This window comes from Sideroxyarcus sp. TK5 (assembly GCF_054601595.1).
Map to the genome: position 1 here is coordinate 201,300 of NZ_BAAHSJ010000004.1, position 23,902 is coordinate 225,201.

The 23,902-nt window shown below is 58.4% G+C and carries 22 protein-coding genes and 3 tRNA genes; 17 read left to right on the plus strand and 8 right to left on the minus strand.

Annotated elements, in window-relative coordinates; all coding sequences use genetic code 11:
• Positions 1–23: 23 nt before the first annotated feature.
• From ACYPYQ_RS08965 to ACYPYQ_RS08975, 3 genes are read left to right on the plus strand one after another with little or no spacing between them, the layout of a single operon-like run.
• Complete coding sequence (locus ACYPYQ_RS08965; protein WP_459723444.1) at positions 24–1,271, plus strand: TonB-dependent receptor plug domain-containing protein; 1,248 nt, start codon at positions 24–26, stop codon at positions 1,269–1,271.
• On the plus strand, positions 1,240–2,172 hold the full coding sequence (locus tag ACYPYQ_RS08970) for an ABC transporter substrate-binding protein (protein WP_459723196.1): 933 nt from the start codon (positions 1,240–1,242) through the stop codon (positions 2,170–2,172). The genes ACYPYQ_RS08965 and ACYPYQ_RS08970 overlap by 32 nt, the downstream gene beginning before the upstream one ends.
• Positions 2,169–4,085: an ATP-binding response regulator gene (locus ACYPYQ_RS08975; protein WP_459723199.1), complete on the plus strand. Its 1,917-nt coding sequence runs from the start codon at positions 2,169–2,171 to the stop codon at positions 4,083–4,085. Before ACYPYQ_RS08970 ends, ACYPYQ_RS08975 begins: the two co-directional genes overlap by 4 nt.
• On the opposite strand, the gene ACYPYQ_RS08980 is transcribed toward ACYPYQ_RS08975, so the two are convergent.
• The 5 genes from ACYPYQ_RS08980 to recJ all read right to left on the minus strand — a co-directional run bounded on the left by ACYPYQ_RS08980 (position 4,086) and on the right by recJ (position 10,381).
• The gene (locus ACYPYQ_RS08980) at positions 4,086–4,748 is read right to left on the minus strand and encodes a Crp/Fnr family transcriptional regulator (protein ID WP_459723202.1); all 663 of its coding nucleotides are present in this window, start codon (positions 4,746–4,748) and stop codon (positions 4,086–4,088) included.
• 10 nt (positions 4,749–4,758) lie between these two features.
• Positions 4,759–6,261 carry a lysine--tRNA ligase gene (lysS, locus tag ACYPYQ_RS08985; protein ID WP_459723205.1) on the minus strand — a complete coding sequence of 501 codons (1,503 nt, stop codon included), beginning with the start codon at positions 6,259–6,261 and terminating at the stop codon, positions 4,759–4,761.
• Positions 6,262–6,275: 14 nt separating this feature from the next.
• Positions 6,276–7,380 (minus strand): peptide chain release factor 2 gene (gene prfB / locus ACYPYQ_RS08990; protein WP_459723209.1). Its coding sequence is split into 2 segments (ribosomal slippage): positions 6,276–7,298 and positions 7,300–7,380, totalling 1,104 coding nucleotides; the frame shifts between segments, so codons are not numbered across the junction.
• A gap of 37 nt (positions 7,381–7,417) precedes the next feature.
• Positions 7,418–8,686, minus strand: coding sequence for an MgtC/SapB family protein (locus tag ACYPYQ_RS08995; RefSeq protein WP_459723213.1), 1,269 nt, complete (start codon positions 8,684–8,686; stop codon positions 7,418–7,420).
• A gap of 12 nt (positions 8,687–8,698) precedes the next feature.
• Complete coding sequence (recJ, locus tag ACYPYQ_RS09000; RefSeq protein ID WP_459723216.1) at positions 8,699–10,381, minus strand: single-stranded-DNA-specific exonuclease RecJ; 1,683 nt, start codon at positions 10,379–10,381, stop codon at positions 8,699–8,701.
• 105 nt (positions 10,382–10,486) lie between these two features.
• On the opposite strand from recJ, the gene ACYPYQ_RS09005 reads away from it, so the two are divergent.
• The 8 genes from ACYPYQ_RS09005 (at position 10,487) to hypB (ending at position 15,332) form a co-directional block, all read left to right on the plus strand.
• Positions 10,487–11,719: an aspartate kinase gene (locus ACYPYQ_RS09005; RefSeq protein ID WP_459723219.1), complete on the plus strand. Its 1,233-nt coding sequence runs from the start codon at positions 10,487–10,489 to the stop codon at positions 11,717–11,719.
• A gap of 44 nt (positions 11,720–11,763) precedes the next feature.
• A tRNA-Ser gene (locus ACYPYQ_RS09010) sits at positions 11,764–11,857 on the plus strand.
• 22 nt (positions 11,858–11,879) lie between these two features.
• Positions 11,880–11,956: transfer RNA gene (locus ACYPYQ_RS09015), tRNA-Arg, on the plus strand.
• 47 nt (positions 11,957–12,003) lie between these two features.
• Positions 12,004–12,080: transfer RNA gene (locus ACYPYQ_RS09020), tRNA-Arg, on the plus strand.
• Between the two features lie 166 nt (positions 12,081–12,246).
• A complete protein-coding gene (locus tag ACYPYQ_RS09025; RefSeq protein ID WP_459723221.1) occupies positions 12,247–13,734 on the plus strand; it encodes a Ni/Fe hydrogenase subunit alpha in 1,488 nt (495 codons plus the stop codon).
• On the plus strand, positions 13,734–14,204 hold the full coding sequence (locus ACYPYQ_RS09030; RefSeq protein WP_459723223.1) for a hydrogenase maturation protease: 471 nt from the start codon (positions 13,734–13,736) through the stop codon (positions 14,202–14,204). The genes ACYPYQ_RS09025 and ACYPYQ_RS09030 overlap by 1 nt, the downstream gene beginning before the upstream one ends.
• Entirely contained in the window at positions 14,197–14,538 is a 342-nt protein-coding gene (hypA, locus tag ACYPYQ_RS09035; RefSeq protein WP_459723225.1) for a hydrogenase maturation nickel metallochaperone HypA, read from the plus strand. Before ACYPYQ_RS09030 ends, hypA begins: the two co-directional genes overlap by 8 nt.
• A complete protein-coding gene (gene hypB, locus ACYPYQ_RS09040) occupies positions 14,538–15,332 on the plus strand; it encodes a hydrogenase nickel incorporation protein HypB (protein WP_459723227.1) in 795 nt (264 codons plus the stop codon). Before hypA ends, hypB begins: the two co-directional genes overlap by 1 nt.
• Here the strand turns inward: hypB and ACYPYQ_RS09045 are convergent.
• Positions 15,327–18,002 (minus strand): bifunctional acetate--CoA ligase family protein/GNAT family N-acetyltransferase, encoded by a 2,676-nt coding sequence (locus ACYPYQ_RS09045; RefSeq protein WP_459723230.1) that lies wholly within the window; start codon positions 18,000–18,002, stop codon positions 15,327–15,329. The two genes, hypB and ACYPYQ_RS09045, sit on opposite strands and share 6 nt — an antisense overlap.
• Before the next feature lie 74 nt (positions 18,003–18,076).
• On the opposite strand from ACYPYQ_RS09045, the gene ACYPYQ_RS09050 reads away from it, so the two are divergent.
• A complete protein-coding gene (locus tag ACYPYQ_RS09050; protein WP_459723233.1) occupies positions 18,077–19,000 on the plus strand; it encodes a histone deacetylase family protein in 924 nt (307 codons plus the stop codon).
• Positions 19,001–19,046: 46 nt separating this feature from the next.
• Here ACYPYQ_RS09050 and dksA read toward each other — a convergent pair whose 3' ends face one another.
• Both dksA and ACYPYQ_RS09060 read right to left on the minus strand, forming a co-directional pair.
• Entirely contained in the window at positions 19,047–19,469 is a 423-nt protein-coding gene (gene dksA, locus ACYPYQ_RS09055) for an RNA polymerase-binding protein DksA (protein ID WP_459723236.1), read from the minus strand.
• A gap of 92 nt (positions 19,470–19,561) precedes the next feature.
• Positions 19,562–20,146 carry a Maf family protein gene (locus ACYPYQ_RS09060; RefSeq protein WP_459723238.1) on the minus strand — a complete coding sequence of 195 codons (585 nt, stop codon included), beginning with the start codon at positions 20,144–20,146 and terminating at the stop codon, positions 19,562–19,564.
• Between the two features lie 59 nt (positions 20,147–20,205).
• Between ACYPYQ_RS09060 and ACYPYQ_RS09065 the strand changes: the two genes are divergently transcribed.
• The 5 genes from ACYPYQ_RS09065 to fabD all read left to right on the plus strand — a co-directional run bounded on the left by ACYPYQ_RS09065 (position 20,206) and on the right by fabD (position 23,893).
• Positions 20,206–20,691: a YceD family protein gene (locus tag ACYPYQ_RS09065; RefSeq protein WP_459723240.1), complete on the plus strand. Its 486-nt coding sequence runs from the start codon at positions 20,206–20,208 to the stop codon at positions 20,689–20,691.
• 26 nt (positions 20,692–20,717) lie between these two features.
• Positions 20,718–20,897 (plus strand): 50S ribosomal protein L32, encoded by a 180-nt coding sequence (gene rpmF, locus ACYPYQ_RS09070; protein WP_459723243.1) that lies wholly within the window; start codon positions 20,718–20,720, stop codon positions 20,895–20,897.
• Positions 20,898–20,979: 82 nt separating this feature from the next.
• Entirely contained in the window at positions 20,980–22,020 is a 1,041-nt protein-coding gene (plsX, locus tag ACYPYQ_RS09075) for a phosphate acyltransferase PlsX (protein ID WP_459723245.1), read from the plus strand.
• Positions 21,978–22,949 carry a beta-ketoacyl-ACP synthase III gene (locus ACYPYQ_RS09080; protein WP_459723247.1) on the plus strand — a complete coding sequence of 324 codons (972 nt, stop codon included), beginning with the start codon at positions 21,978–21,980 and terminating at the stop codon, positions 22,947–22,949. Before plsX ends, ACYPYQ_RS09080 begins: the two co-directional genes overlap by 43 nt.
• 11 nt (positions 22,950–22,960) lie before the next feature.
• Positions 22,961–23,893: an ACP S-malonyltransferase gene (gene fabD, locus ACYPYQ_RS09085; protein ID WP_459723249.1), complete on the plus strand. Its 933-nt coding sequence runs from the start codon at positions 22,961–22,963 to the stop codon at positions 23,891–23,893.
• Positions 23,894–23,902: the final 9 nt, after the last annotated feature.

The following is a 23,902-nucleotide window of genomic DNA, read 5'->3' on the forward strand; positions in this document are numbered from 1 at the left end:
CCAATGCAAATGATAGTTTCGATATCCAACTCGGCTATAGCGAGGCGACTCGAGGCGAAGGCGTGGTTGGGCGTGCGACCAGTCCGTTCCGCGACACGCAGTCCGGATACGATTACCAGCAATTGACCTGGACGCGTGCGCTGGAGTCTGCTGCAGAGTTGCGTGTCAATTATCAGCACACCTACTGGCGGTATGATGATATCCAGACACACATTCCCGAGCGCTTCAACACGGATCGCCACGACATCGAAGTGCAGCACAGCAGCCAGTGGCATCCCGATAACAGGCTGGTTTGGGGTGCTGGAATTCGTTCAGAGAAGGTGGATTCTCCGCTAATGTTCGTGGTCCCTGCGCCAGCGCTGACCCAGAAGCGTGTGTTTGCCCATGATGAATTGCGCATAGGGGATGCAGCTGTCGTGAACGCCGGTACGATGTGGGAAGACGATGCGATGGGCCATAGCAATGCTTCCCCGCGCTTGTCGCTCAATTATCACTTTTTGCCGAATCAGACGCTGCGCTTCGGCACTTCGCTGGCTTACCGCAGCGCAGCAACTGTCGAGGAATATGGCAACACGGGCCTCATCGCGGATCATCCAGTCTGGGCGCAGGGAGGGGTGCTTCCGGAAAAGATGCATTCTCGCGAGATCGGTTATATGGGGCTTTTCCCGGATATCGGCTTGACGATCGATACGCGCATCTATGCCGATCACCTCAGCAAGTTGATCTTCGTGGATCCGGTGATCATTAATTCTGCGGTATATAACAGCTTCAAGAATATGTATCAGCTGGATTTCAGGGGGTGGGAGAGCACGCTGAAATACCGCTGGAACGAATTCGGCTCGCTTACGTTCAACTATGCCCGGCAACAGGCGAGTTGCACGTCGGACGGATTGCCAACCAATCTTTGGCATCCCAACATAAAAGCTGCATATAACGACTTGTTGAGCGGATGTCCCAAGATCGTACCTGTGAACAGTGGTAGCCTTCTGCTCGATCACAGGCTCTCAGCTGGCCTGCTGCTGAGTGCCGGATACTATTTTCAGGATGAGGTCCGGGTACTGGATGCCCAGTACACACAGAGTCCGATGCACAGAGTCGATATGAAAATAACCCGCGCATTCGGCAAGCGGGATGAAGTCGGTGGAGGAGAGGTATCCTTGGTGGTGCAGAATCTGTTCCGTGACACGCACACGGAATATTCCAGCATCCCTCAACAAGGTAGACCTACCCTGGACCGACGTGCCTATCTGGTCGCCACTTTCCGTTACTAGAAGCCTGCATCCCAGATGCAGCGAGCGGATCGTCCTGATCCGCTCGCTGCTATTACTGTGTGGAGCTCTCTGTTCCCATCCGATACTGGCAGCACCGCTCAAGGTCGCGCTGGCACTGGGCGAGGAACGCGGGGCGTATCTCGCTTTTGAAGCGGCGCTGCGAGATGCGCTCGAATCCAGAGATGATGTGGTGGTATTGCCAGCCCGAGCCGACAAGCAGGCTGAACTGATCGTGGCGATCGGTGCCAAGGCGGCAGACGACCACAGTGGTTCCGCTATCCCGGTGTTACACGTGATGGTCAGCCGGGCCGGACTGGAAAAATCCACACGAAAGAGCCTCCAGGGAGCATCTGGCATCTACCTTGATCAGCCCTTGGCGCGCCGTTTTTCCCTGCTCCGTGCGGCTTTGCCCGGGACTCGGTCGGTGGGTGTGTTGATCTCGGGCGAGACGCCAGAACTTGCGACAACCAGGCAGCTGGCATCAGCTTCTGGATTCAGTCTGCATATCCAGTCGGTGCCGACACCGGACAGGCTTGCAGGCAGCCTCGCCGCATTGCTGGCCGAAAGCGATGTCCTGCTGGTTCTGCCCGACGCGGAGATCTATCGTTCGGATACCATTCGCAACATATTGCTGGAGACCTACCGGCAGCAGGTGCCGATGATCGGTTTGTCGCAAAACTATGTACGAGCCGGGGCCTTGTGTGCTGTGTATAGTACGCCGTCGCAGATCGCCAACCAGGCTGCCCGGGTTGTCGCACAATTTGCCAGGACCAGGAAACTGCCCGACTATCAGTACCCTCAGGAATTCGAAGTGGCTGTGAACACACAAGTCGCCCGTTCACTCGGGTTGGCGATAAAAAGTGCAGAACGACTGCGCGCAGAGATCGGGGAGAGACCATGAAGAAGTTCGGAATCGAGCGACAGACGATGGCCGTCGCACTGATCCCAATATTGATCCTGGCAGCATTGCTGGAAACCTCGTTCATCGTGGCGCGGATCGCCGACCTGGATCAGGCGCTGAAGGACAGGGCGAGCCTGATCGCTCGCCAGCTGGCATCTTCCAGCGAGTACGCGGCGTTCTCAGGGAACCGAGTATTACTGCAACAACAGGCAGAAGTCACACTCGCGCAGCAGGACGTGTTGGCAGTCTTCATCCTCGATGCCGAAGGCAAGGTGTTGGCAAGCGCAAGCGGGGTGACCGATCTGACGATCACTCCTCCCGATTGGCGATCCGGCCAGACGCTGCGCGAGGGAAAACGTACGCTGGCCGTTTATCACGCCATCGTGACCACCCAATTGTCGCTGGACGATACTGAAGGGGTTTTTTCTGAGAACAAGGGTGCCTCGCTGGGAGGTGTCTTCCTGGTGCTGGGGAAAAGCAGACTCAATAGCGAAAAGGTGCGGATGGTGGCGATGAACCTGATCCTTACCGCGTTGGTGCTGCTGCTTGCAGTATTGGTGGCGATGCGGGTGGCACGCAGGATCACGCTGCCCATCATGGGTATGCGCACTGCGGTGCGCGATCTGGGGGAAGGGCGATTATCCACGCGCATCGGCGAGATGCAGGTGCTCGAACTGCACGAGCTGGCTCAGGGTATCAATGAGATGGCGTCGCAATTGCAGCAAGAGCGGAACCAGTTGAAGCAGCGTATCGAGGAGGCGACGACCGCCTTGCGCAGTCAGAAGGAACAGGCGGAGAAAGCCAATTTCGACAAGACGCGCTTCCTGGCGGCGGCCAGTCATGACCTGCGCCAACCCATGCATGCGCTGGGCCTGTTCATGGGGGAGCTGCAGAATCGACTCGATACACCGGAACAACGCAAGATCGTGGAAAAGGTGGAAGAATCCGTGACTGCGATGTCGGGGTTGCTGGACTCGTTGCTGGATATCTCGAAGCTGGATGCGGGCGTCATCGTGCCGCAAGTGCAAGAGATTAAGATCGCCACATTGCTGCGGCGGTTGTCCGAAGCTTATGAGCCTTCAGCCAGAGCGAAATCCATTAAGTTGCGCATACACACCTGCAATTGGCGCGTGAGAAGCGATCCCATCCTGCTCGAGCGCATCCTGATGAACCTGCTGGGCAACGCCATCCGCTATACGCAGGAACATGGTTGCGTGTTGCTGGCTTGTCGCAAGCGCGGCGACAGATTGCGTTTCGAGGTGCGTGACAATGGTCCCGGCATCCCCGTGGAGGAGCAGGAGAATATCTTCAGGGAATTCGTGCAACTGGAGAACACTGCTCGCGACAGGAGCAAAGGTTTGGGGCTGGGCCTGCCCATCGTCCAGCGTTCGGCAAAGTTGCTGAATCATCCCTTGTATCTATGCTCGACCCCGGGGCGGGGTTCGATCTTCGCCCTGGATGTGCCGCGCGTTCCCGAATTGAAAGACCTCCTGGCACAGGGAAGTCCTGTTGCTACGAAACCATCGGCAGACAGCGAAGGTTCGCTCACGGACCGGCGTGTGCTGGTGGTGGACGATGACGAACTCGTGCGCAACGGGACTGCAGGGCTGGTCGAGGCATGGGGATGCAGCGTGGCGACGGCTGAGAGTCTGGCCGAGGCCGACCGGCTGTTCCGGCAGTCTCCGTTCGAGTTGGTGATCTGCGATTTCCGCTTGCCGGATGGCACGGGCGTCGAGCTGGCGGAACGCATCATCCTGCAAGGAAAACAACAGCCGGCCTTCATTCTTGTCAGTGGCGACACCTCGCCTGAGGTGTTGAAACTCGTGGCCGACAAGGGCATGCACTTGCTGCACAAGCCGGTGCGTCCGGCCAAACTGCGCTCGATGATGGTTTTCGCCTTGAAGGCGAAATGATCAGTTGGCCGCCAGACGCTCCAGAGCACGCCGATCGATAACCTCGATCTGCTCCCTTCCCAGTTTGACCCAGCCCTGATCCGCGAATCCCTTCAGCAGGCGGCTGACCATCTCGCGTGCACTGCCCAGTTCATCGGCCACGACCTGATGCGTCAGATGCAGCGGACTCGGACGTGAAAGCAGGAGGGTGGCCAATCTTTGATCCAGCTTCTGGAAAGCCACCGCAGAGACCAGCTCCATCAGGTCCGTGAGGCGTTCCGCGAACAGACTGAAGATGTAGTCGCGGAACGGCTGGCAATCCGCCATCAGGGTGCGGAACGAGGCGGGAGGCAAGACGATCATCTCCACATCCTGCTCGACGATGCCGCGTGCGCGATAGTTGCTGTGGCCGAGCAGGCAACTGCTGGTGAGGATGCAGCTCTCGCCTTCCCCTACGCGGTAGAGCTGCAGTTCACGCCCGTTGGCAGAGGACTTGATGACGCGTACGCTGCCGGAGAGCAGCAGCGGGAAGCCCTGACAGGGCTGGTTCTCGTCGAATATCACCGTGCCTGCCGGCAGACGCATCACCGTAGTCTGGTCGAACAGCTCCGAGAAACGCGCCGGTGCCAGTTCGCGTAACAGCGGGTAACGTTCTAGCAGGCGGGTGCTTTCGCTGGCCGGCATGGCAGTCCGTTCACTCCGGGCGCATGTGCGGGAACAGGATCACGTCGCGGATGCTGGCGGCGTCGGTCAGCAGCATCACCAGACGGTCGATGCCTATGCCTTCGCCTGCGGTCGGCGGCAGGCCATGCTCCAGGGCGCGGATGTAATCGGCATCCTTGAACATCGCCTCTTCGTCGCCCGCTTCCTTGGCAGCCACCTGTGCATCGAAGCGAGCTTCCTGGTCTTCCGGATCATTCAATTCCGAGAAACCGTTGGCGATCTCGCGACCGACGATGAACAATTCGAAGCGTTCGGTGATGCCGGGTGCCTTGTCCGAGGCGCGCGCCAGCGGTGATACCTCGACCGGATAATCGACGATGAAGGTCGGCTCGAACAACAGATGCTCGGAGAGTTCCTCGAACAGCGACAATTGCAGACCGCCGACGCCGTCCTCGGGCTTGTATTTGGCTTTCAGGTCTTGCAGTTCGTTGACCAGGAAATCCCGGCTGTTCAATTGCTCGTCGGTGAATTGCGGGTGGTATTTCTGGATCGCCTGCACCATGGTCAGACGATGGAACGGCTTGCCCAGATCCAGCTCCTTGCCCTGATAGCTGATGACGGTCGTACCCAGCACTTTGAGCGCCACTTCGGCGAACAGGCGCTCGGTAAAGTCCATCAGATATTTGTAATCTCGATAGGCTTCGTAGAACTCGATCATGGTGAACTCGGGGTTGTGACGCGTCGACAGCCCCTCGTTGCGGAAATTGCGGTTGATCTCGAACACCTTCTCGAAGCCGCCGACCACCAGCCGCTTCAGGTACAGTTCGGGAGCGATGCGCAGATACATCTCCATGTCCAGCGCGTTGTGGTGGGTGACGAAAGGCTTTGCCGACGCGCCGCCAGGGATGGGATGCAGCATCGGTGTCTCCACTTCGAGATAGTCATGGCGTGCGAAGAACTCACGGATCGCCTGGATGATCCGCGAGCGGATCAGGAATGTCTTGCGTGTCTGTTCGTTGGTGATCAGGTCGACATAGCGCTGGCGGTACTTCTGCTCCTGGTCGGTCAGGCCATGGAACTTTTCCGGCAGCGGACGCAAAGCCTTGGTCAGCAGGCGCACCTCGGTGACGCGTACCGACAGTTCGCCGGTCTTGGTCTTGAACAGCACACCGGTCGCGCCAAGGATGTCGCCCAGATCGTAATGCTTGAACACGGCATGCGCATCTTCGCCGATGATGTCGTTGCTGATGAACAACTGCATACGGCCGCTCACATCCTGAATCGTGGCGAAACTGGCCTTGCCCATCACGCGCTTCAACATCATGCGGCCGGCGACGGCGACCGGGATTAGTTCGGCTTCCAGCTCATCGTTGGATTTCTCGCCGAAAGCAGCGTGCAAGTCGGCAGCCAGATTCTTGCGGTCAAAGTCATTGGGAAAGGCGATGCCCTGTTCGCGCAGCGCCTTCAGCTTGCTGCGGCGTTCGGCAATGATCTGGTTCTCGTCGACTTGGGGAATATTTTGTTCGGTAGTCATGATGTGTTCCTGAATTAAACGCCTTGCTTCAAGCTGGCTGCGATGAAATCGTCGAGGTCGCCGTCGAGCACGGCCTGGGTGTTGCCCACTTCAAAGTTGGTGCGCAGGTCCTTGATGCGCGACTGGTCGAGCACGTAGGAGCGGATCTGGTGACCCCAGCCGATGTCGGACTTGGTGTCCTCCAGCGCCTGTTTCTCGGCGTTGCGCTTGCGCAGCTCTTCCTCATACATGCGCGACTTCAGCATGGACATCGCTTCGGCGCGGTTCTTGTGTTGCGAGCGGTCGTTCTGGCACTGCACCACGATGCCGGTGGGGATGTGGGTGATACGCACTGCCGAGTCGGTCTTGTTGATGTGCTGTCCACCCGCACCGGACGCGCGGTAGGTATCGATGCGCAGGTCGGCGGGGTTGATGTCGACCTCGATGGAGTCATCCACTTCGGGATAGACGAACACGCTGGAGAACGAGGTGTGGCGACGGTTGCCGGAATCGAACGGTGACTTGCGCACCAGACGATGCACGCCGGTCTCGGTGCGCAGATGACCATAGGCGTAATCGCCGCTGATCTTGAGCGATGCGCCTTTGATGCCTGCGACTTCACCGTCCGATTGTTCCAGCACTTCGACGGTAAAACCTTTGCGTTCGGCGTAGCGGATATACATGCGCAACAGCATGGAGCCCCAGTCCTGCGCCTCGGTGCCGCCGGAACCGGCCTGGATATCGAGGAAGCAGTTGGCAGAGTCCAGTTCGCCTGAGAACATGCGGCGGAACTCAAGATCTGCGACCAGCTTCTCGATCTGCTCGACATCGCTGGCGATGCTCATCAGACTTTCGTCGTCGTTCTCGGCCAGCGCCATTTCCATCAGTTCGCTGTTGTCTTCGACCGACTGAGCGATCTTTTGCAGATTGAGCACGATGCCTTCCAGCATCTTGCGCTCCTTGCCCAGATCCTGGGCGCGCTTGGCGTCCTGCCAGATGGCAGGGTCTTCGGCTAGTGCGGCGACTTCGGCGAGGCGTTCCTGCTTGCCGTCGAAGTCAAAGATACCTCCGTAGTTCGAGGTTGCGGGCGCGCAGATCCTGCAGTTTGGCGGTGAGGGCGTTGAGTTGTTCGGCTTCCATGTTCGGTTCTGTCTGTCGCTGCTTGAAAGGGCGGCGATTATAGCGCAAACAAGCCGATCAGGACGCCGCAGGCGATGGCACCGAAGCCGATGGCGACCTGGCGAGCCAGTGCAGGGCCGGCGATGAAAACGACCATACCGAACTTGAACGCGATGTTGGAGAGGAAGGCGATGGCGATGGCCGTCACGGTCTGCTGTTCGCTGAGCTGTCCCAGATTGAACAGCCGCAGGCTGGAGAGGGCGATGGCATCCACGTCGGTCAATCCTGATATCAGTGCGACGGCATACAGGCCATGGCTACCAGCCAGGTCGGACATCCATGCCGAGCCGACCAGCACCACCACATAGAGCAAACCGAATCCGATGGCAGTATGCAACTCTGCCGGGTTCGATGTCTCTGGCACCAGCAGTTCCTGTCCCTTGCTGGTCTGTTTCCAGGCGTAGACGGAGGCGATCAGTCCGGCGATCAGTCCGCCCGCATAGACCGGAACGAGACCGGGCAAGGCCCCGAAAGCCAGGATGGAACTCACGACCAGCAAGCGCAGCAGTACCACCATGCTGGCGATCACGATCACCAGCGCGGCCAGATTGGCGAGCGCCGGGCTGGATTTGCCATGTTTCGAGTAGATCAGGGTGGTGGCGGTGCTGGAAACCAGGCCGCCGAAGAAACCCAGCAAGGGCGCGCCATAGCGTGTGCCGACCAGATGCAACGCGGTATAGCCGGCCAGACTCAAGCCGGAGATGAGCACCACCATCAGCCAAGCCTGATGCGGATTGAATGCATGGTAAGGGCCATAGTTCTGGTCGGGCAGGATGGGCAGCACGATGAAGGTGAGCACGGAGAACTGCAGTACGGCCACCAGATCGCGCCGCGTCAGGCGCTGCGAGAAGCCGCGCAACTCCGGCTTGAAATAGAGCAGGGCGGTGATGCCGATGGCCAGCATCACTGCCAGCTTGGACATGTCCAGCCAGATCATCACACCCAACGCATAGCATAACAGCAGCGCGATCACGGTCGTCGTGCCGGGGTCGGCGTCCGGCTTGTCGGGTTCATCGCCGAGGTAGGCGGCGATGATGGTCAGCGCGACGGCGGCCAAACCCGCGACCACCAGCCAGGATGTTTCCAGATGATCTGCCAGCATGCCCATCAAGGTGCCGAGCAGCGAGACCAGCGCGAAGGTGCGCAATCCGGCCTTGGCAGAGGGGTTGCGTTCGCGTTCCAGTCCGATCAGCAGACCGATGGCGATGCTGGTGAGGAATTTCGGCAGCAACTCGATGCCGTTGTTCTGCAGGAAAGCGAATTCCATCGTCCCTTCTCCTTACCAGTGGCGCACGATCAGTTGCAGTGTCTCGGAATCATTGTATTCATTGATGCCAAGGCTGTACACGGCATGTACGGTGTCCGGTGCGGGATCGGCATGGAAGAAGCGGATGGCATCGAAACTGCCGGCCGGCGAGGAGAGCTTCAACTTCAGATGTTTCTCGCCCACGATACGCTGCGTCTGCACGCGGAACTCCCCCTCGAACAACGGTTCCGGAAACCCTTGCCCCCAGACTTGTGCCTGCAGGTCGCGCGCCGTGCGCAGGGAATATTCTGCAGGGGCCAGTGTGCCGTCGGTGGCGATGCTGCGCACCAATGCCTCACTATCGAGCATCTCTTGCGCGACGGCTTCGAACGCGATGCGGAAGTCCTCCAGCGCATCCTCCTGGATGCTCAGGCCCGCCGCCATGGCATGGCCGCCGAACTTGAGGATCAGATCCGGCTGGCGTTTGGAAACGAGGTCGAGCGCATCGCGCAGATGCAGTCCGGGGATGCTGCGTCCGGAACCTTTCAGCTCTCCGCTCTGTGCGCGGGCGAAAGCGATCACCGGCCGATGGAACTTGTCTTTCAGGCGCGAAGCGAGGATGCCGATCACGCCCTGATGCCATTCATCGTTGAACAACGCGAGCGTATAGCTTTCCGTCGGGTCTAAGGTGTCCAGTGTCGCCAGTGCCGTATCCTGCATGTCGGCCTCGATGCTGCGCCGTTCCTGATTGAGTGCGTCCAGTTTGGCCGCGATCTCGCTGGCTTCGTTGGCGTCATCGGTCAGCAGGCAGCGGATGCCGAGACCCATGTCTTCCAGTCGTCCCGCCGCATTCAGGCGCGGCCCCACGATGAAACCCAGCTCATACGAGGACGCCAGCGAGGCCGGCCGGCGAGCGATGCGCAACAGTGCCATGATGCCGGGGCAGGCGCGCCCGGTACGGATGCGCTGCAGACCCTGATGTACCAAGATGCGGTTGTTGTCGTCCAGCTTCACCACGTCCGCCACCGTGCCGAGTGCGACGAGGTCGAGCAGGTTGCCGAGGTTGGGTTCCGGCTTATCGCCGAAAGCGCCCCGTGCACGCATTTCTGCGCGCAGTGCCATCAATACATAGAACATCACCCCTACGCCTGCCAGGTTCTTGCTGGGGAAGTCGCAACCGGGTTGGTTCGGATTCACGATGCTTTCTGCATCCGGCAAGGTGTCGCCGGGCAGGTGATGGTCGGTCACCAATACCTGCATCCCGAGTCGGTGTGCTTCCGCCACGCCATCCACGCTGGCGATGCCGTTATCCACTGTGAGCAGGATGTCCGGTTTGCTTGCCGCTGCGAGGCGGACTATCTCCGGCGTCAGGCCATATCCGTATTCGAAACGGTTAGGGACGATGAAGTCGACTCTGGCACCCAGTGCAGCCAAGCCGCGCATACCGACGGCACAGGCGGTCGCGCCATCGGCATCGTAATCAGCCACGATCAACAGGTGCTTGCCGGCGGCGATGGCGTCGGCCAATGCACATGCCATGGTCTCCACCTGCTTCAGACGGTTGAAGGGCAGCAGCCTGTTCAGGTTGGTCGCCAGTTGCTCCGGCCGCTCGACGCCGCGCGCGGCATAAATGCGTGCCAGCAAGGCAGGGAGGCCTGCCTCTGCCAGCCGCCGGGCGGTGTCTTCAGAGTAGGTGCGCGGGGCGATTCTGGTCATGATTTATGGGGGCCTTTTGCTCTTCAGTGTAGCAGAGTAGACATCGTATTTTCCCTGTAACTCGGGTAGAATGCGCGCCACCAAAAATCCAATGCGGGCGATATTGTGGCACTGATAGTTCAGAAATACGGCGGTACTTCGATGGGCAGTCCGGAGCGCATCAAGAACGTCGCACAACGTGTGGCTAAATACCGGGCACAAGGGCATCAGGTCGTGGTCGTGGTCTCGGCCATGAGCGGTGAGACCAATCGCCTGATCGCTTTGGCGCACGAGATCCAGAAGCATCCTGATCCGCGCGAGCTGGATGTGGTGATCTCCACCGGCGAGCAGGTCACCATCGGTCTGCTCTCCATGGCGTTGATCGATGCCGGACTGAAAGCCAAGAGCTATACCGGTGCCCAGGTCAAGATCCTCACCAACAGCGCTTTCACCAAGGCGCGCATCGTCAGTATCGACGAGGAGAACATCCGTAACGATCTGGATGCAGGCAAGGTCGTCGTCGTGGCGGGTTTCCAGGGTATGGACGAAGACGGCAACATCACAACGCTGGGGCGGGGCGGTTCGGATACTACAGGCGTGGCGATCGCAGCCGCTTTGGGTGCTGACGAATGCCAGATCTATACCGACGTCGATGGTGTCTACACCACCGATCCGCGTCTGGTGCCGGAAGCGCGCCGCCTGAAGAGCATCACCTTCGAAGAGATGCTGGAGATGGCGAGCCTGGGTTCCAAGGTGCTGCAGATCCGCTCGGTCGAATTCGCCGGCAAATACAAAGTCAAACTGCGCGTACTTTCCAGCTTCCAGGAGGAAGGAGAGGGTACGCTCATCACATTCGAGGAAAACGACAAAATGGAACAGGCCATCATCTCAGGTATCGCATTCAACCGTGACGAAGCCAAGATCACCGTGCTCGGCGTCCCCGACAAGCCGGGTATCGCCTATCAGGTGCTGGGGCCGGTCAGTGACGCGAACATCGACGTGGATATGATCATCCAGAACGTCGGTGTGGACGGTTCCACAGACTTCTCATTCACCGTGCATCGCAACGAGTTCAGCAAGACGATGGAATTGCTGAAGAGCAAGGTGCAGCCGCACATCGGCGCGCGTGACGTCGTGGGTGACAGCAAGACCGCCAAGGTGTCAGTGGTCGGTGTCGGCATGCGTTCGCATGTGGGCATCGCCAGCAAGATGTTCCGCACTTTGGCCGAAGAAGGCATCAACATCCAGATGATCTCGACCTCGGAGATCAAGATCTCCGTGGTCATAGACGAGAAATATCTTGAGCTCGCGGTACGGGTTCTGCACAAAGCTTTCGATCTCGATCAGGAAGAAGCATGATAGTTTGACGTAGTGGTGCGATTGCATTAGTATTCGCGCCCTTCGGAGAAGTGGCCGAGTGGTCGAAGGCACACCCCTGCTAAGGGTGCATACGAGCATAAACTTGTATCGAGGGTTCGAATCCCTCCTTCTCCGCCAAGGTAACTGTAGTCGTTTTGATGCGCCCGTAGCTCAGCTGGATAGAGTACTTGGCTACGAACCAAGGGGTCAGGAGTTCGAATCTCTTCGGGCGCACCATCAGAATCGGTTCCAGACTGGCAATCTGCAGTATCACGCAACACAGCGCGCCCGTAGCTCAGCTGGATAGAGTACTTGGCTACGAACCAAGGGGTCAGGAGTTCGAATCTCTTCGGGCGCACCAACACTAAAGGCTTCCAGTGATGGAAGCCTTTTCCATTTCTCAAGCATGAATGTACGCATACATGTACATGTCATCGAAATAATTCGATCGCATACTCATCGTGTTTGCTTGTCTGGCCGCTCTGCGCCATCATTGCAACATCGATGAACCGTCCTTTCGGGGCTATATGACTGACAAGCTGGAAAATGCCGTTTCGCCTGAGAAGCTTCGTCGCGTCGCTATCGACCCGGTGACCAGTGTCGAGGGGCATGGCAAGGTGACATTGCTGCTGGATGAGAACGACCGCGTGCATCAGGTGCGGTTACATATCGTCGAGTTCCGGGGGTTCGAGAAATTCATCCAGGGCCGCCCTTTCTGGGAAGCTTCCGTGATGGTGCAGCGGCTGTGCGGCATCTGTCCGGTGAGCCACCATCTGGCTGCCAGCAAGGCGATGGACAGGGTGGTGGGGTCGACGCTGACGCCGACGGCGGAGAAAGTGCGTCGTTTGATGCATTACGGCCAGATCCTGCAGTCGCACGCTTTGCATTTCTTCCACCTGTGTTCGCCCGATCTGTTGTTCGGCTTCGGTTCCGATGTGGCCAAACGCAACATCGTCGGCATCGCCGCCGCCTATCCCGAGATCGCCAAACAGGGCGTGCTGTTGCGCAAGTTCGGTCAGGAGGTGATCCGTATCACGGCGGGCAAGCGCATCCATGGCACAGGCTCGATCCCGGGCGGAGTGAACAAGAATGTCAGTATCGAGGAGCGCGACTATCTGCTGAAGGATGTCGACCAGATGGTGGCGTGGAGTGAGGCGGCTATCGGCATCGTGCGCAATCTGTTCGAGCAGGACCTGGCGATGTACAGCAGCTTCGGCAGCTTCGATGCGCATACGCTCAACACGGTGCGCGCAGATGGCGCGCTGGAGCTTTATGACGGCGGCTTGCGCGCACGAGCGATGGATGGCGAGACGATCTTCGATCATTTTGATACCAGCCATTACTGGGACGAGATCCTCGAGGATGTGAAGCCATGGTCCTATATGAAGTTCCCCTTCCTGCGCCGCTTGGGGCCGGAGCAGGGTTGGTACCGCGTTGGGCCACTGTCGCGCGTGACGCAGTGCGACTTCATCTCCACACCGCTGGCCGAAGCGCAACGCAAGTCATTCATGGCCTTCGAGAATGGCAAGGCTGCCAAAGCGACGCTGGGTTTCCACTGGGCGCGCATGATAGAGATGTTGCATGCGGCCGAATTGATCCGCGACATCCTGCACGATCCCGACCTGCAAGGGGCGGATCTGGTCAACATCGGCCAGCGCCAGGAGCGCGGTGTCGGGGTGATCGAAGCGCCGCGCGGGACCTTGATCCATCATTACCGTGTGGATGAGAACGACCAGATCGTGCGCTGCAACCTGATCGTCTCCACGACGCATAACAATCAGGCGATGAACGAATCCATCCGTCAGGTGGCGCGCCAGTATATCGACGGCAGGAAGCTGACCGAAGGTTTGCTAAATCATATCGAGGTCGCGATCCGCGCGTTCGATCCCTGCCTCTCCTGCGCGACGCATGCCTTGGGCAAGATGCCGCTGGAGGTGGAGTTGCTGGATGCCGAAGGGAAGCGGGTCGATATGTTGTCACGCGGCTCTAATGGATTCTGTGTTGCGCAGCTGTGATGGTCGCCCCCATTCTGCTCTTTGCGGTCGGCAATGAATCGCGCGGGGATGATGCGCTTGGGCCCTTGCTGCTGCGGCAGATTCAGAAAAACATTTCCGGTGCGGTCGAATGCCTGGAAGACTTTCAACTGCAAGTAGAACATGCGGCCGATCTGCGCGGGCGGCAGCAGGTGGTGTTCGTGGATGCCGACGTCTCGTGCGAACCGCCTTTCCATTTTTCTGTTCTGGCACCGGCACACGATCATAGCTATTCCAGCCATGCGCAATCTCCTGCCGCGTTGTTGCATACCTTCAAGCAAGTCTATGCCGAGCCGCTCCCGCAATGTTTTGTGCTGGGTATCCGCGGATATGGTTTTGAGCTGGGGGACGCTCTGAGTCCGGAGGCGGCAGATAATCTGCAGCAGGCCATTACCTTTCTTCATTCATGGCTGGAGCGCAACGTAGAAGCTGCAGGGTGCGTCGATGCATGAGATGTCATTGGCGCAGAATGTGCGCGAGATCATCGAGCAGGCATCATTGGATCAGGGTTTCCGCCATGTGAAGACGGTGTGGCTGGAGATCGGACGCTTGTCATGCGTGGAACAGGAGGCGATGCGTTTCTGTTTCGGCGCCGCGATGCAGGGCAGTGTCGCGGAAGGCGCGCGACTGGAGATCATCGACACGCCGGGCCGGGGGCTGTGCCGGAAATGCGGTCATGAGGCGGAGATCGAGAATGTCTATGACGCGTGCCCGCAATGCGGCAATTACGGTATGCAACTGGTCGCCGGCGATGCGATGCGCGTGAAAGAGCTGGAGGTGGAGTGATGTGTCTGACATGCGGATGTGGTTCGGATGAAGTGCTGATACGCGGCAGAAAGTCTTTGAACAAACCGAAGGCACCGGTCAACTTCAGATTGCATCGTGTCGAAGCCAATGTCGCCGAAGATACGCAGCGCATCGTGAAGCTGGAGCAGGATATCCTGCACAAGAACGACCGGCACGCACAGGCTAATCGTGAAATGTTCGAGCAGCTGGGCATCCTCGCGCTGAACCTGGTGTCCAGTCCCGGTTCGGGCAAGACCACCTTGCTGGTGCGCACATTGCAGGCGCTGCAGGGCAGATATCCTCTGGCGGTGATCGAAGGAGACCAGCAGACGGAGCAGGATGCGGACCGTATACGTGCGACCGGCGTGCCTGCCGTCCAGATCAATACCGGCAAAGGTTGTCATCTGGATGCGCAGATGGTGGAGCGAGCCTTGCCCGAGATACAGTTGCCAGCAGGGGGCATGCTGTTCATCGAGAACGTCGGCAATCTGGTATGCCCGGCTGGTTTCGATCTGGGGGAATTCGCCAAGGTGGTCGTGCTGTCGGTGACCGAAGGTGAGGACAAGCCGCTCAAGTATCCCGACATGTTCCGCGCAGCCGATCTGATGCTGCTTAACAAGTGCGACCTGTTGCCCTATCTCAGTTTTGATGTGGAACTAGCCGAATCGTATGCGCGCCGCGTCAATCCTGATATCCGCATCATCCGCCTCTCTGCGGTCAGCGGGGACGGGATAGATGCGTGGCTGTCATGGCTGGAAGCACAACAACCAGCCGGCAAGCAGACTCAGTTATAGAGCCTTGCTGACCTTCATGATGCCGGGATCTTCGCTGCTCGGCTTGGCTGTGAAGCCCATGCGGGACATCAGTTTGAGCATGTTGTGGTTATGGCTGAGTACTTCACCTTCGATGGTGGCTAAACCGATGGAGCGTGCCGCCTCCATCAATGACACCATCAGTTTCTGTCCCAAACCTTTGCCAGTCACCTTGTCTGCGACGACCAGTGCGAACTCGCAGGTCTCGCCATCCGGATTGATGGAGTAACGTGCCACCCCCAGCTCGGTCTCTTCGTCGTCAACGGTGACCGCCACCAGCGCCATCTCGCGGCTGTAATCGATCTGCGTCAGGCGTGCGAGCATCTCTTCAGTCAGCTCCTGCACGCTGTTCATGAAGCGGAAGTATTTCGATTCTTCCGAGAGGTCATGCACGAAACGTTTCACCAGTTCGGCATCTTCCGGACGTATCGGACGGATCACGATGTCTGTCCCGTCGGCCAATTGCCATTGGCTCACCAGATGGGTGGGGTAGGGGTAGATCGCCATGTGCGCGTAGCGGTCCGACCCGGGTTGGCGGTATTCCACGACCACACGGGCGTCGGCGGCGAGCGCGCCGTGCTCGTCCAGGATCAGCGGATTGATATCCATTTCTTTGAGCAGCGGCAGCTCGCACACCATCTCGGAGACGCGCAACAGTACATCTTCCAGTGCATCGATGTTGGCCGGTTGCAAGTTGCGGAAGGCACCCAGCATCTTTGAGATGCGCGTCTCCTTGATCAATTCTTTGACTAGGAAACGGTTGAGTGGTGGCAGGGCGACGGCGCGGTCGCCCATGATCTCGACTGCTGTGCCGCCCGCGCCGAAGGTGATGACCGGACCGAACACGGGGTCGCTGGTCACTCCGATCATCAGTTCGCGCCCGTTAGGTTTGACGATCATCGGCTCGATGGAGATTCCATCCACGGTGGCATTCGGACGGTTCAGCTTCACGTTGTCGATGATGTGCTGGTAGGCCGCACGTACCTCATGCGCGTTGCGCAGGTTGAGCATTACGCCGCCTGCATCGCTCTTGTGCGAGATGTCCGGCGAGTTGATCTTCATCGCCACCGGATAGCCCAGTTGCTGTGCGATGAGCAGGGCCTCGTTGCCGGTGTGGGCGACCATGGTACGCGCGACCGGGATGTTGAAGGCGGACAGCAGAGCCTTGGATTCCATCTCGCTCAGTACCTTGCGATGTTCCTGCATCGCGCCTTCGATGATCAGGCGCGCGCTTTCCACATCCGGTTCGATATGGTGTGAAAATGGGCCCGGCATCTGCATCAGCAGTTTCTGGTTGCGGTAATAGGCAGACAGGTGCGAGAACACTTCGACTGCCGGTTCCGGTGTGCGGAAGTGCGGACGGTGTGCTTTGGTGAACGCCTGACGTGACTCGGCGACTTGCACTTCGCCCATCCAGCAGGTCAGCAGCGGTTTGCTGTGGGTATTGCCCAGCTCGATCAGTGCTTCGGCAGATTCCAGCGGCTTGGTCATCGCTTGTGGCGTGAGGATGGCCAGTACGCCGTCCACGTTGTCGTCTTCCAGGCAGGCTTTCACCGCATGGTGATAGCGGTCGGCCTGGGCATCGCCGATGATGTCCACCGGGTTGCTGTGCGGCCAGTTAGAGGGTAGATGCTGGTTGAGATATTCGATGGTGCTGTCGGAAAGTTCAGCGATGTTGAGACCGAGATCGACCGCACGGTCGGTCGCCATCACGCCGGGGCCGCCGCCATTGGTGACGATGGCCAATCGGTTGCCCACCGGCTTGAAGCCGCAGGAAAGTGCGCGTGCTGCCGTGAACAGCTGCGTGACCGTCTGCACGCGAACCACACCGACGCGGCTCACCGCCGCATCGAACACATCGTCCGCGCCGACCAGTGAGGCGGTATGCGACATCGCCGCCTTGGAGCCGGCGGCATGGCGCCCGACCTTGACCAGGATCACCGGTTTGATGCGCGCGGCGGCACGCAACGCGCTCATGAAGGTGCGCGCGTTGCGGATACCTTCGATGTACATCAGGATGCTCTGGGTCTTTGCATCCGATACCAGGAAATCCAAGATCTCGCCGAAGTCGACATCGGTCGATGAGCCCATGGATACGACGCTGGAAAACCCGACGTCGTTGCTTTGTGCCCAGTCCAAGATGGCGGTACACAGCGCACCGGACTGGGAGATGAAGGCGATGTTGCCGGTGTTGGCGGCGCCCTTGTTGAAGGTGGCGTTCAAGCCGAGTGAGGGGCGCATGATGCCCAGACAGTTCGGTCCGATCAGGCGGATGCCGTAACGCTGGGCATTCTCGAGCAGTTGTTTCTCGAGGGCGGCACCTTCATGGCCAGTCTCGCCGAAACCGGCAGTGATGATGACAGCAGCCTTGACGCCGTGGATGCCACACTCTTCAATGATGGCTGGCACGGTCTGGGGCGGGGTGGCGATCACCACCAGATCCACCGGTTTGCCGATACTGGCAATGGACGGGTAGGCGCGCTGTCCCTGGATCTGCTCGCTCTTGGCGTTGACCGGATACAGATCTCCCTTGAATCCGCCTTCCAGCATGTTCTGGAATACGATCTGGCCGACCGAATCGGGGCGCTCGCTGGCGCCGATCACGGCTACTGATTTTGGGGCGAACAATGGGTTGAGGTAATGCTGGCTCATGATGGAAGTCGTGGTAGGTTGGAGGTATTTCTCGCGAGCGCTATCATAGCAGTCAAACACCACCGGAGATCGCAGTGCAGACCGCATTTATCAGTCATCCTTTGTGCCTTAAGCATGATATGGGTGCGCATCATCCGGAATGTCCGGCGCGTTTGCATGCCATAGAAGATCAGTTGATCGCTTCTGGCTTGTATAGCTATCTCCAGCATCACGATGCACCGGATGTCACACGCGAACAATTGCTGCGTGTTCACAATGCGTCATATATCGACCATATCGAAAAAGCGGCACCTGCTGAGGGCATGATCTCACTGGATGGTGACACCTTCATGAATCCTTACACCTATCCGGCGGCATTGCGTGCAGCCGGCGCGGCGGTGATGGCGGTCGATCTGGTGATGGGCGGAAAAGTAGAGAACGCGTTCTGTAATGTGCGCCCACCCGGGCACCATGCCGAAAGGGGCAGGGCAATGGGATTCTGCATTTTCAACAATGTCGCGGTCGGGGCGGCCCATGCGCTGGCGGCGCATGGCTTGTCACGTGTCGCCATCGTGGACTTCGACGTCCACCACGGCAACGGTACCGAAGATATCTTCAGTGACGAGCCGCAGGTCATGCTGTGTTCCACCTTTCAGCACCCGTTCTACCCGTATATCGGAGCCGAGACCCGCAAACCGCATATCGTGAATGTGCCATTGGCGGCCGGGGCGGACGGGTCGGTCTTCCGGAATGCGGTGACGGAAAGATGGTTGCCTGCGCTGGAGGCGTTCAAGCCGGAGATGGTGTTCATCTCCGCAGGCTTCGATGCGCATCGTGATGATGATATGTCGTCCATCGGTTTGGTGGAGGCCGACTATATCTGGGTGACCGAGCAGATCAAACATATCGCCGAGCATCATGCGCAGGCGCGCATCGTGTCGGTACTCGAGGGGGGCTACGAGTTGCATGCCTTGGGGCGAAGTGTCGCAGCACACATCAAGGTGCTGAGCGGCCTGTAAATAAAAAGACCGGCTATTCATGCCGGTCTTTCATCTGTGGCCGGAATTACTTGGCTACCTGCTTTTCCCGGATCTCGTCCAACGTCTTGCAGTCGATGCAAAGGGTTGCGGTCGGGCGGGCCTCCAGGCGGCTCAGACCGATCTCGATGCCGCAATTATCGCAATAGCCATAGTCTCCGGAATCGATACGGCCGAGCATCTTGTCGATGTTCTTGATCAACTTGCGTTCGCGGTCGCGGTTGCGCAATTCCAGGCTCATGTCGGATTCCTGCGTCGCGCGGTCGTTCGGGTCGGCGAATACGGTAGCCTCGTCCTGCATGGTATGCACGGTACGGTCTATATCCTGGCTCAGTTCGAGTTTCAAACCGGCCAGCACAGAGCGGAAATGCTCAAGCTGTTTTGCGTTCATATATGCCTCGCCCTTTTTGGGTTTATACGGGGCGGTGTTCTTATTCGCTTGCACTGGCATTACGTGTATCTCCAAGTTGAGCTGAATTTTTCAAGCGCGCTTTAATATCAGAAAGCGTAAGTGGCCGCAATGATAAATTCTCGCCAAAATCACTAAATTACTTTAATTCCTTGTTTTTGAAGCATATCGACCAAGGCTATCAAAGGCAGGCCGATCAGTGAATTGGGGTCGCTCCCTTCGATGCGCTGGATCAGTGCGATTCCCAATCCCTCGGACTTGGCGCTGCCCGCGCAATGGTAAGGCTGTTCCTTCAGCAGATAGTCCTCGATCTGCTGGTCGCTGAGCTGGCGAAAAGTGACATGTGTCTCGGCCACTTCGGTCTGCATGTCGCCCGTGCGGGCATTGAGCAGGCTCAACGCGGTGAAGAAGCTTACAGTTTTGCCGCGCATGGCGCGCAGCTGGCGTACCGCATTGTCGTGGGTCATCGGTTTTCCGAGTTGCTCGCCGTCCAACAGGGCGACCTGGTCCGAGCCTATGATCAGGGCATCCGGGTGTCGTGCCGTGACGGCTTCCGCTTTCAGGCGGGATAATCGCCATGAAGTTTGCCGTGCATCCTCGTTCGGGAGCGGGGTCTCATCGATATTTGGAGCGTCGGTCAGAAAAGGGATCTGCAGGACTGACAGTAACTGACTCCTATATATAGAAGTCGAAGCCAAAACAAGTGACTGGGGATTCAAGATGTGCCTTGTGCAGTGTCTTTGACAGGGGAGGGGGGAATATATATCATGCGCGCCTCATGTTTGCACGGCCTTTGATCGATAGTATTGATTTTGCCCGTAACGGCAGGACTTTGAACGGGGAAATCGCGGTTGCTGGCCTGTCGAGACTGGCGGATTCTGTGGCCAGCACCGAGGGTTCCATTCGGTATACCGTGCGCGGGATGCAGGAGGACGGCAAGTCGTTCCTGCTGTTGCATGTGAGCGGGATCTGCCATTTGCGTTGCCAGCGTTGCCTGGAAGATCTGCTGCATCCGGTAGACATCGCCTCCCGGCTGGAATTGCTGGAGGGGGCTGAACTGATGCAGGATGATGCATCGGATGAAGTCGACGGGATAGAGGCCAGCAAGGAGCTGGATGTTGTGGGGCTGGTTGAAGACGAGCTTCTTCTCTCATTCCCTTTTGCGCCAATGCATGAAGAAGGTGTCTGCGAGCTGGCAAGCAAAGGTTCGGGAAGGGCTGATGACCGATTCGGAATATTGGCCCAGTTGAAGACTAAATTTTAAGTAGGTTTTTTCGAGGAGTAGTTAGCATGGCTGTTCAACAAAACAAAAAGACCCCGTCCAAGCGCGGGATGCATCGTTCACATGATTTCCTGACAGCCCCGGCGCTGGCTATCGAGCCATCCACCGGCGAGCCGCATCTGCGCCACCATATCAGCCCGAGCGGCTATTATCGTGGCAAGAAGGTCGTCAACACCAAATCAGAATAAGCACTTCGTATATGCTTCCAAGCCATCCCGAAGATACTGGGATGGCTTGCGTTCGGCTTTTTTTCGTAATTGAGGAAGATTGATGGGTGTCACGATCGCTATTGATGCCATGGGCGGCGACCATGGGGTATCCGTAACGGTGCCGGCAGCGATGTCCTACCTCGACAAGCATGCGGAAGATGTCATCGTATTGGTCGGTGTGGCTGATGCGATTCGATCCGAGCTGGATGTACTGGGTGTTCCTCATGACCGTCAGAATCTGCGCATCCATCACAGTACGGAAGTGGTCGGTATGGATGAGCAGCCTCAGTCCGCTCTGCGCGGCAAGAAGGATTCCTCCATGCGTGTCGCCATCAATCTGGTGAAGAGCAGCGAGGCCTCCGCCTGTGTCAGTGCCGGTAACACCGGAGCGCTGATGGCAACCGCGCGATATGTCCTGAAGACGCTGCCCGGCATCGATCGGCCGGCCATCGCTTCCTATCTGCCCACCCACTCCGGTCAAGTGTGCATGCTCGATCTGGGAGCCAATGTCGACTGCACTGCGGAACATCTGCTGCAGTTCGCGTTGATGGGGAGCACGCTGGTCACCGCGCTGGAACACAAGGCGAACCCTACCGTCGGCCTGCTGAATATCGGCAGTGAAGACATCAAGGGCAACGAGACTGTCAAAAAGGCAGGGGAGTTGCTGCAAGCAAGCGATTTAAACTTCTATGGCAATGTCGAGGGCGACGATATCTTCAAGGGTGTCACGGACGTGGTTGTTTGTGACGGATTTGTCGGTAATGTCGCGTTGAAGACCGCAGAAGGCGTGGCCAAGATGATGGGCGGGTTCCTTAAAGAAGGGTTCGGCCGCAACGCACTGACCAAGATCGCAGCGTTGGTCTCATTGCCGGTATTGAAGGCTTTCAAGCATCGTCTCGATCACCGTCGTTATAACGGTGCAAGTTTCTTGGGTCTGAAGGGGATCGTGGTCAAGAGCCACGGCTCGGCAGATGCCTTTGCCTTCGAATGTGCGATCGAGCGTGCAGCAGAAGAGGCGCGGGGTGGTATGCTGGAACATATCAGCGAACACATAGAAAAATGGCATATCGCGCGCCAGGCCAACGGAGGGGAGGCTGTTTGAAGACTTATTCCAGAATCATCGGCACGGGGAGTTACCTGCCTGCCAGGACGGTGACCAACTTCGATCTCGAGAAGATGGTCGATACATCGCATGACTGGATATTCTCCCGTAGCGGTATCTCCGAGCGCCATGTGGCGGCAGACGGGGAGTTGTCCAGCGATCTGGCCTGTCAGGCCAGTCTCAAAGCGATCGAAGCGGCAGGTATTCTGGCTGACGAGATAGACCTCGTCATCGTCGCAACGACGTCGCCGGACATGCCCTTCCCGAGTACGGCGTGTATCCTGCAAGACAAGCTGGGTATTCGAAACGGCTCCCCGGCCTTCGATGTGCAGGCAGTCTGTGGCGGATTCGTGTACGCATTGAATACGGCCGACCTGTATATCCGTGGTGGCCAGGCAAAAACCGTTCTGGTCGTCGGGGCCGAAGTGTTGTCGCGCATGCTGGACTGGAATGATCGCACGACCTGTGTGCTGTTCGGGGATGGGGCAGGGGCTGTTGTTTTGCGTGCTTCCGAGGAGCCTGGCATCGTCGGTGCCAAGTTGCATGCAGATGGTCGTCATCGTGAGATGCTCAAGGCAGACCCCAAGATTTCCATGGACGGGCAGTCTGTATTCAAGTTTGCAGTCAAGGTATTAAGTGATGTTGTTGAGGAGCTGCTGGAAGAGCAGGGGCTTGCCGGTACCGATATCGACTGGTTAGTGCCGCACCAAGCCAACATCCGCATCATCGAAGCGACGGCCAAGAAGCTGGGGTTGTCCATGGATAAGGTCGTGCAGACTGTCGGTTTGCATGGCAACACCTCGGCCGCATCCATCCCGTTGGCACTGGATGTCGCAGTGCGCGCCGGAAGCATCAAGTCTGGCCAGAACATTCTCATTGAAGCCGTTGGTGGCGGGTTCACCTGGGGCGCGGTACTCATCAAGTGGTAGGACTTATATAAATGGCTCGTTTCGCTTTCGTATTCCCCGGTCAGGGTTCCCAGTCGCGCGGCATGATGAATGGTTATGCGGACTTCACAGCCGTGCGCGATACCTTCGCAGAAGCTTCGGATGTGCTCAAGCAGGATCTGTGGCAGCTGGTCGCTGAAGGTGAAGACGCAGAACTGAATGCCACGGTCAACACGCAACCCATCATGCTGACCGCCGGTGTGGCGGTCTATCGTGCGTGGGAATCGCAGCTCGGCACCCAGCCGGTCATGATGGCCGGTCACAGTCTGGGCGAATATACAGCGCTGGTCGCTGCGGGCGCTTTGACTTTTGCTGATGCCTTGCCTTTGGTGCGCTACCGCGCGCAGTGCATGCAGGAAGCCGTGCCGGAAGGCGTGGGCGGTATCGCCGCCATCCTCGGATTGGAGGATGAGGCTGTGCGCGCAGTCTGTGCCGAAGGTGCGCAGGGTGAAGTGCTGGAAGCCGTGAACTACAACTCTCCGGGGCAGGTGGTGATCGCGGGCAACCGCTCGGCAGTCGAGCGCGGCATGGAGCTGGCCAAGGCCAAGGGTGCCAAGCGTGCCTTGATGCTGCCGATGAGCGTGCCGTCGCATTGCAGTCTGTTGCAGGGAGCAGCCCGGAAGTTGAGTTCCTATCTGGCGGGGGTGACGGTCACAACACCTGCCGTCCCGGTCCTGCATAATGCCGATGTCGCCGCCTATAACGATGCTGCGAGGATCAAGGATGCGCTGGTACGCCAGTTGTACTCACCGGTGCGCTGGGTCGAAACGGTGCAGGCGTTCGGCCAGCAAGGCATCACGCATAACGTGGAATGTGCGCCGGGCAAGGTATTGGCCGGCTTGAACAAACGCATCGACACCAATCAGCAGGCCATGGCCATCAATGACGGCGAAGCGCTGAAGGCAGCTCTGGCCGCACTCGCATAAAGGAGGGAG

Excerpts from the sequence above, each read along its gene's own strand:
- fabD (WP_459723249.1), top strand. The coding sequence starts at position 22,961 with ATGGCTCGTTTCGCTTTCGTATTCCCCGGTCAGGGTTCCCAGTCGCGC.
- ACYPYQ_RS08995 (WP_459723213.1), bottom strand. The coding sequence starts at position 8,686 with ATGGAATTCGCTTTCCTGCAGAACAACGGCATCGAGTTGCTGCCGAAA.
- ACYPYQ_RS09080 (WP_459723247.1), top strand. The coding sequence starts at position 21,978 with ATGGCATATCGCGCGCCAGGCCAACGGAGGGGAGGCTGTTTGAAGACT.
- ACYPYQ_RS09030 (WP_459723223.1), top strand. The coding sequence starts at position 13,734 with ATGGTCGCCCCCATTCTGCTCTTTGCGGTCGGCAATGAATCGCGCGGG.
- dksA (WP_459723236.1), bottom strand. The coding sequence starts at position 19,469 with ATGCCAGTGCAAGCGAATAAGAACACCGCCCCGTATAAACCCAAAAAG.
- rpmF (WP_459723243.1), top strand. The coding sequence starts at position 20,718 with ATGGCTGTTCAACAAAACAAAAAGACCCCGTCCAAGCGCGGGATGCAT.
- plsX (WP_459723245.1), top strand. The coding sequence starts at position 20,980 with ATGGGTGTCACGATCGCTATTGATGCCATGGGCGGCGACCATGGGGTA.
- hypA (WP_459723225.1), top strand. The coding sequence starts at position 14,197 with ATGCATGAGATGTCATTGGCGCAGAATGTGCGCGAGATCATCGAGCAG.
- ACYPYQ_RS09065 (WP_459723240.1), top strand. The coding sequence starts at position 20,206 with ATGTTTGCACGGCCTTTGATCGATAGTATTGATTTTGCCCGTAACGGC.
- ACYPYQ_RS09025 (WP_459723221.1), top strand. The coding sequence starts at position 12,247 with ATGACTGACAAGCTGGAAAATGCCGTTTCGCCTGAGAAGCTTCGTCGC.
- ACYPYQ_RS08980 (WP_459723202.1), bottom strand. The coding sequence starts at position 4,748 with ATGCCGGCCAGCGAAAGCACCCGCCTGCTAGAACGTTACCCGCTGTTA.
- ACYPYQ_RS09045 (WP_459723230.1), bottom strand. The coding sequence starts at position 18,002 with ATGAGCCAGCATTACCTCAACCCATTGTTCGCCCCAAAATCAGTAGCC.
- hypB (WP_459723227.1), top strand. The coding sequence starts at position 14,538 with ATGTGTCTGACATGCGGATGTGGTTCGGATGAAGTGCTGATACGCGGC.
- ACYPYQ_RS08975 (WP_459723199.1), top strand. The coding sequence starts at position 2,169 with ATGAAGAAGTTCGGAATCGAGCGACAGACGATGGCCGTCGCACTGATC.
- lysS (WP_459723205.1), bottom strand. The coding sequence starts at position 6,261 with ATGACTACCGAACAAAATATTCCCCAAGTCGACGAGAACCAGATCATT.
- recJ (WP_459723216.1), bottom strand. The coding sequence starts at position 10,381 with ATGACCAGAATCGCCCCGCGCACCTACTCTGAAGACACCGCCCGGCGG.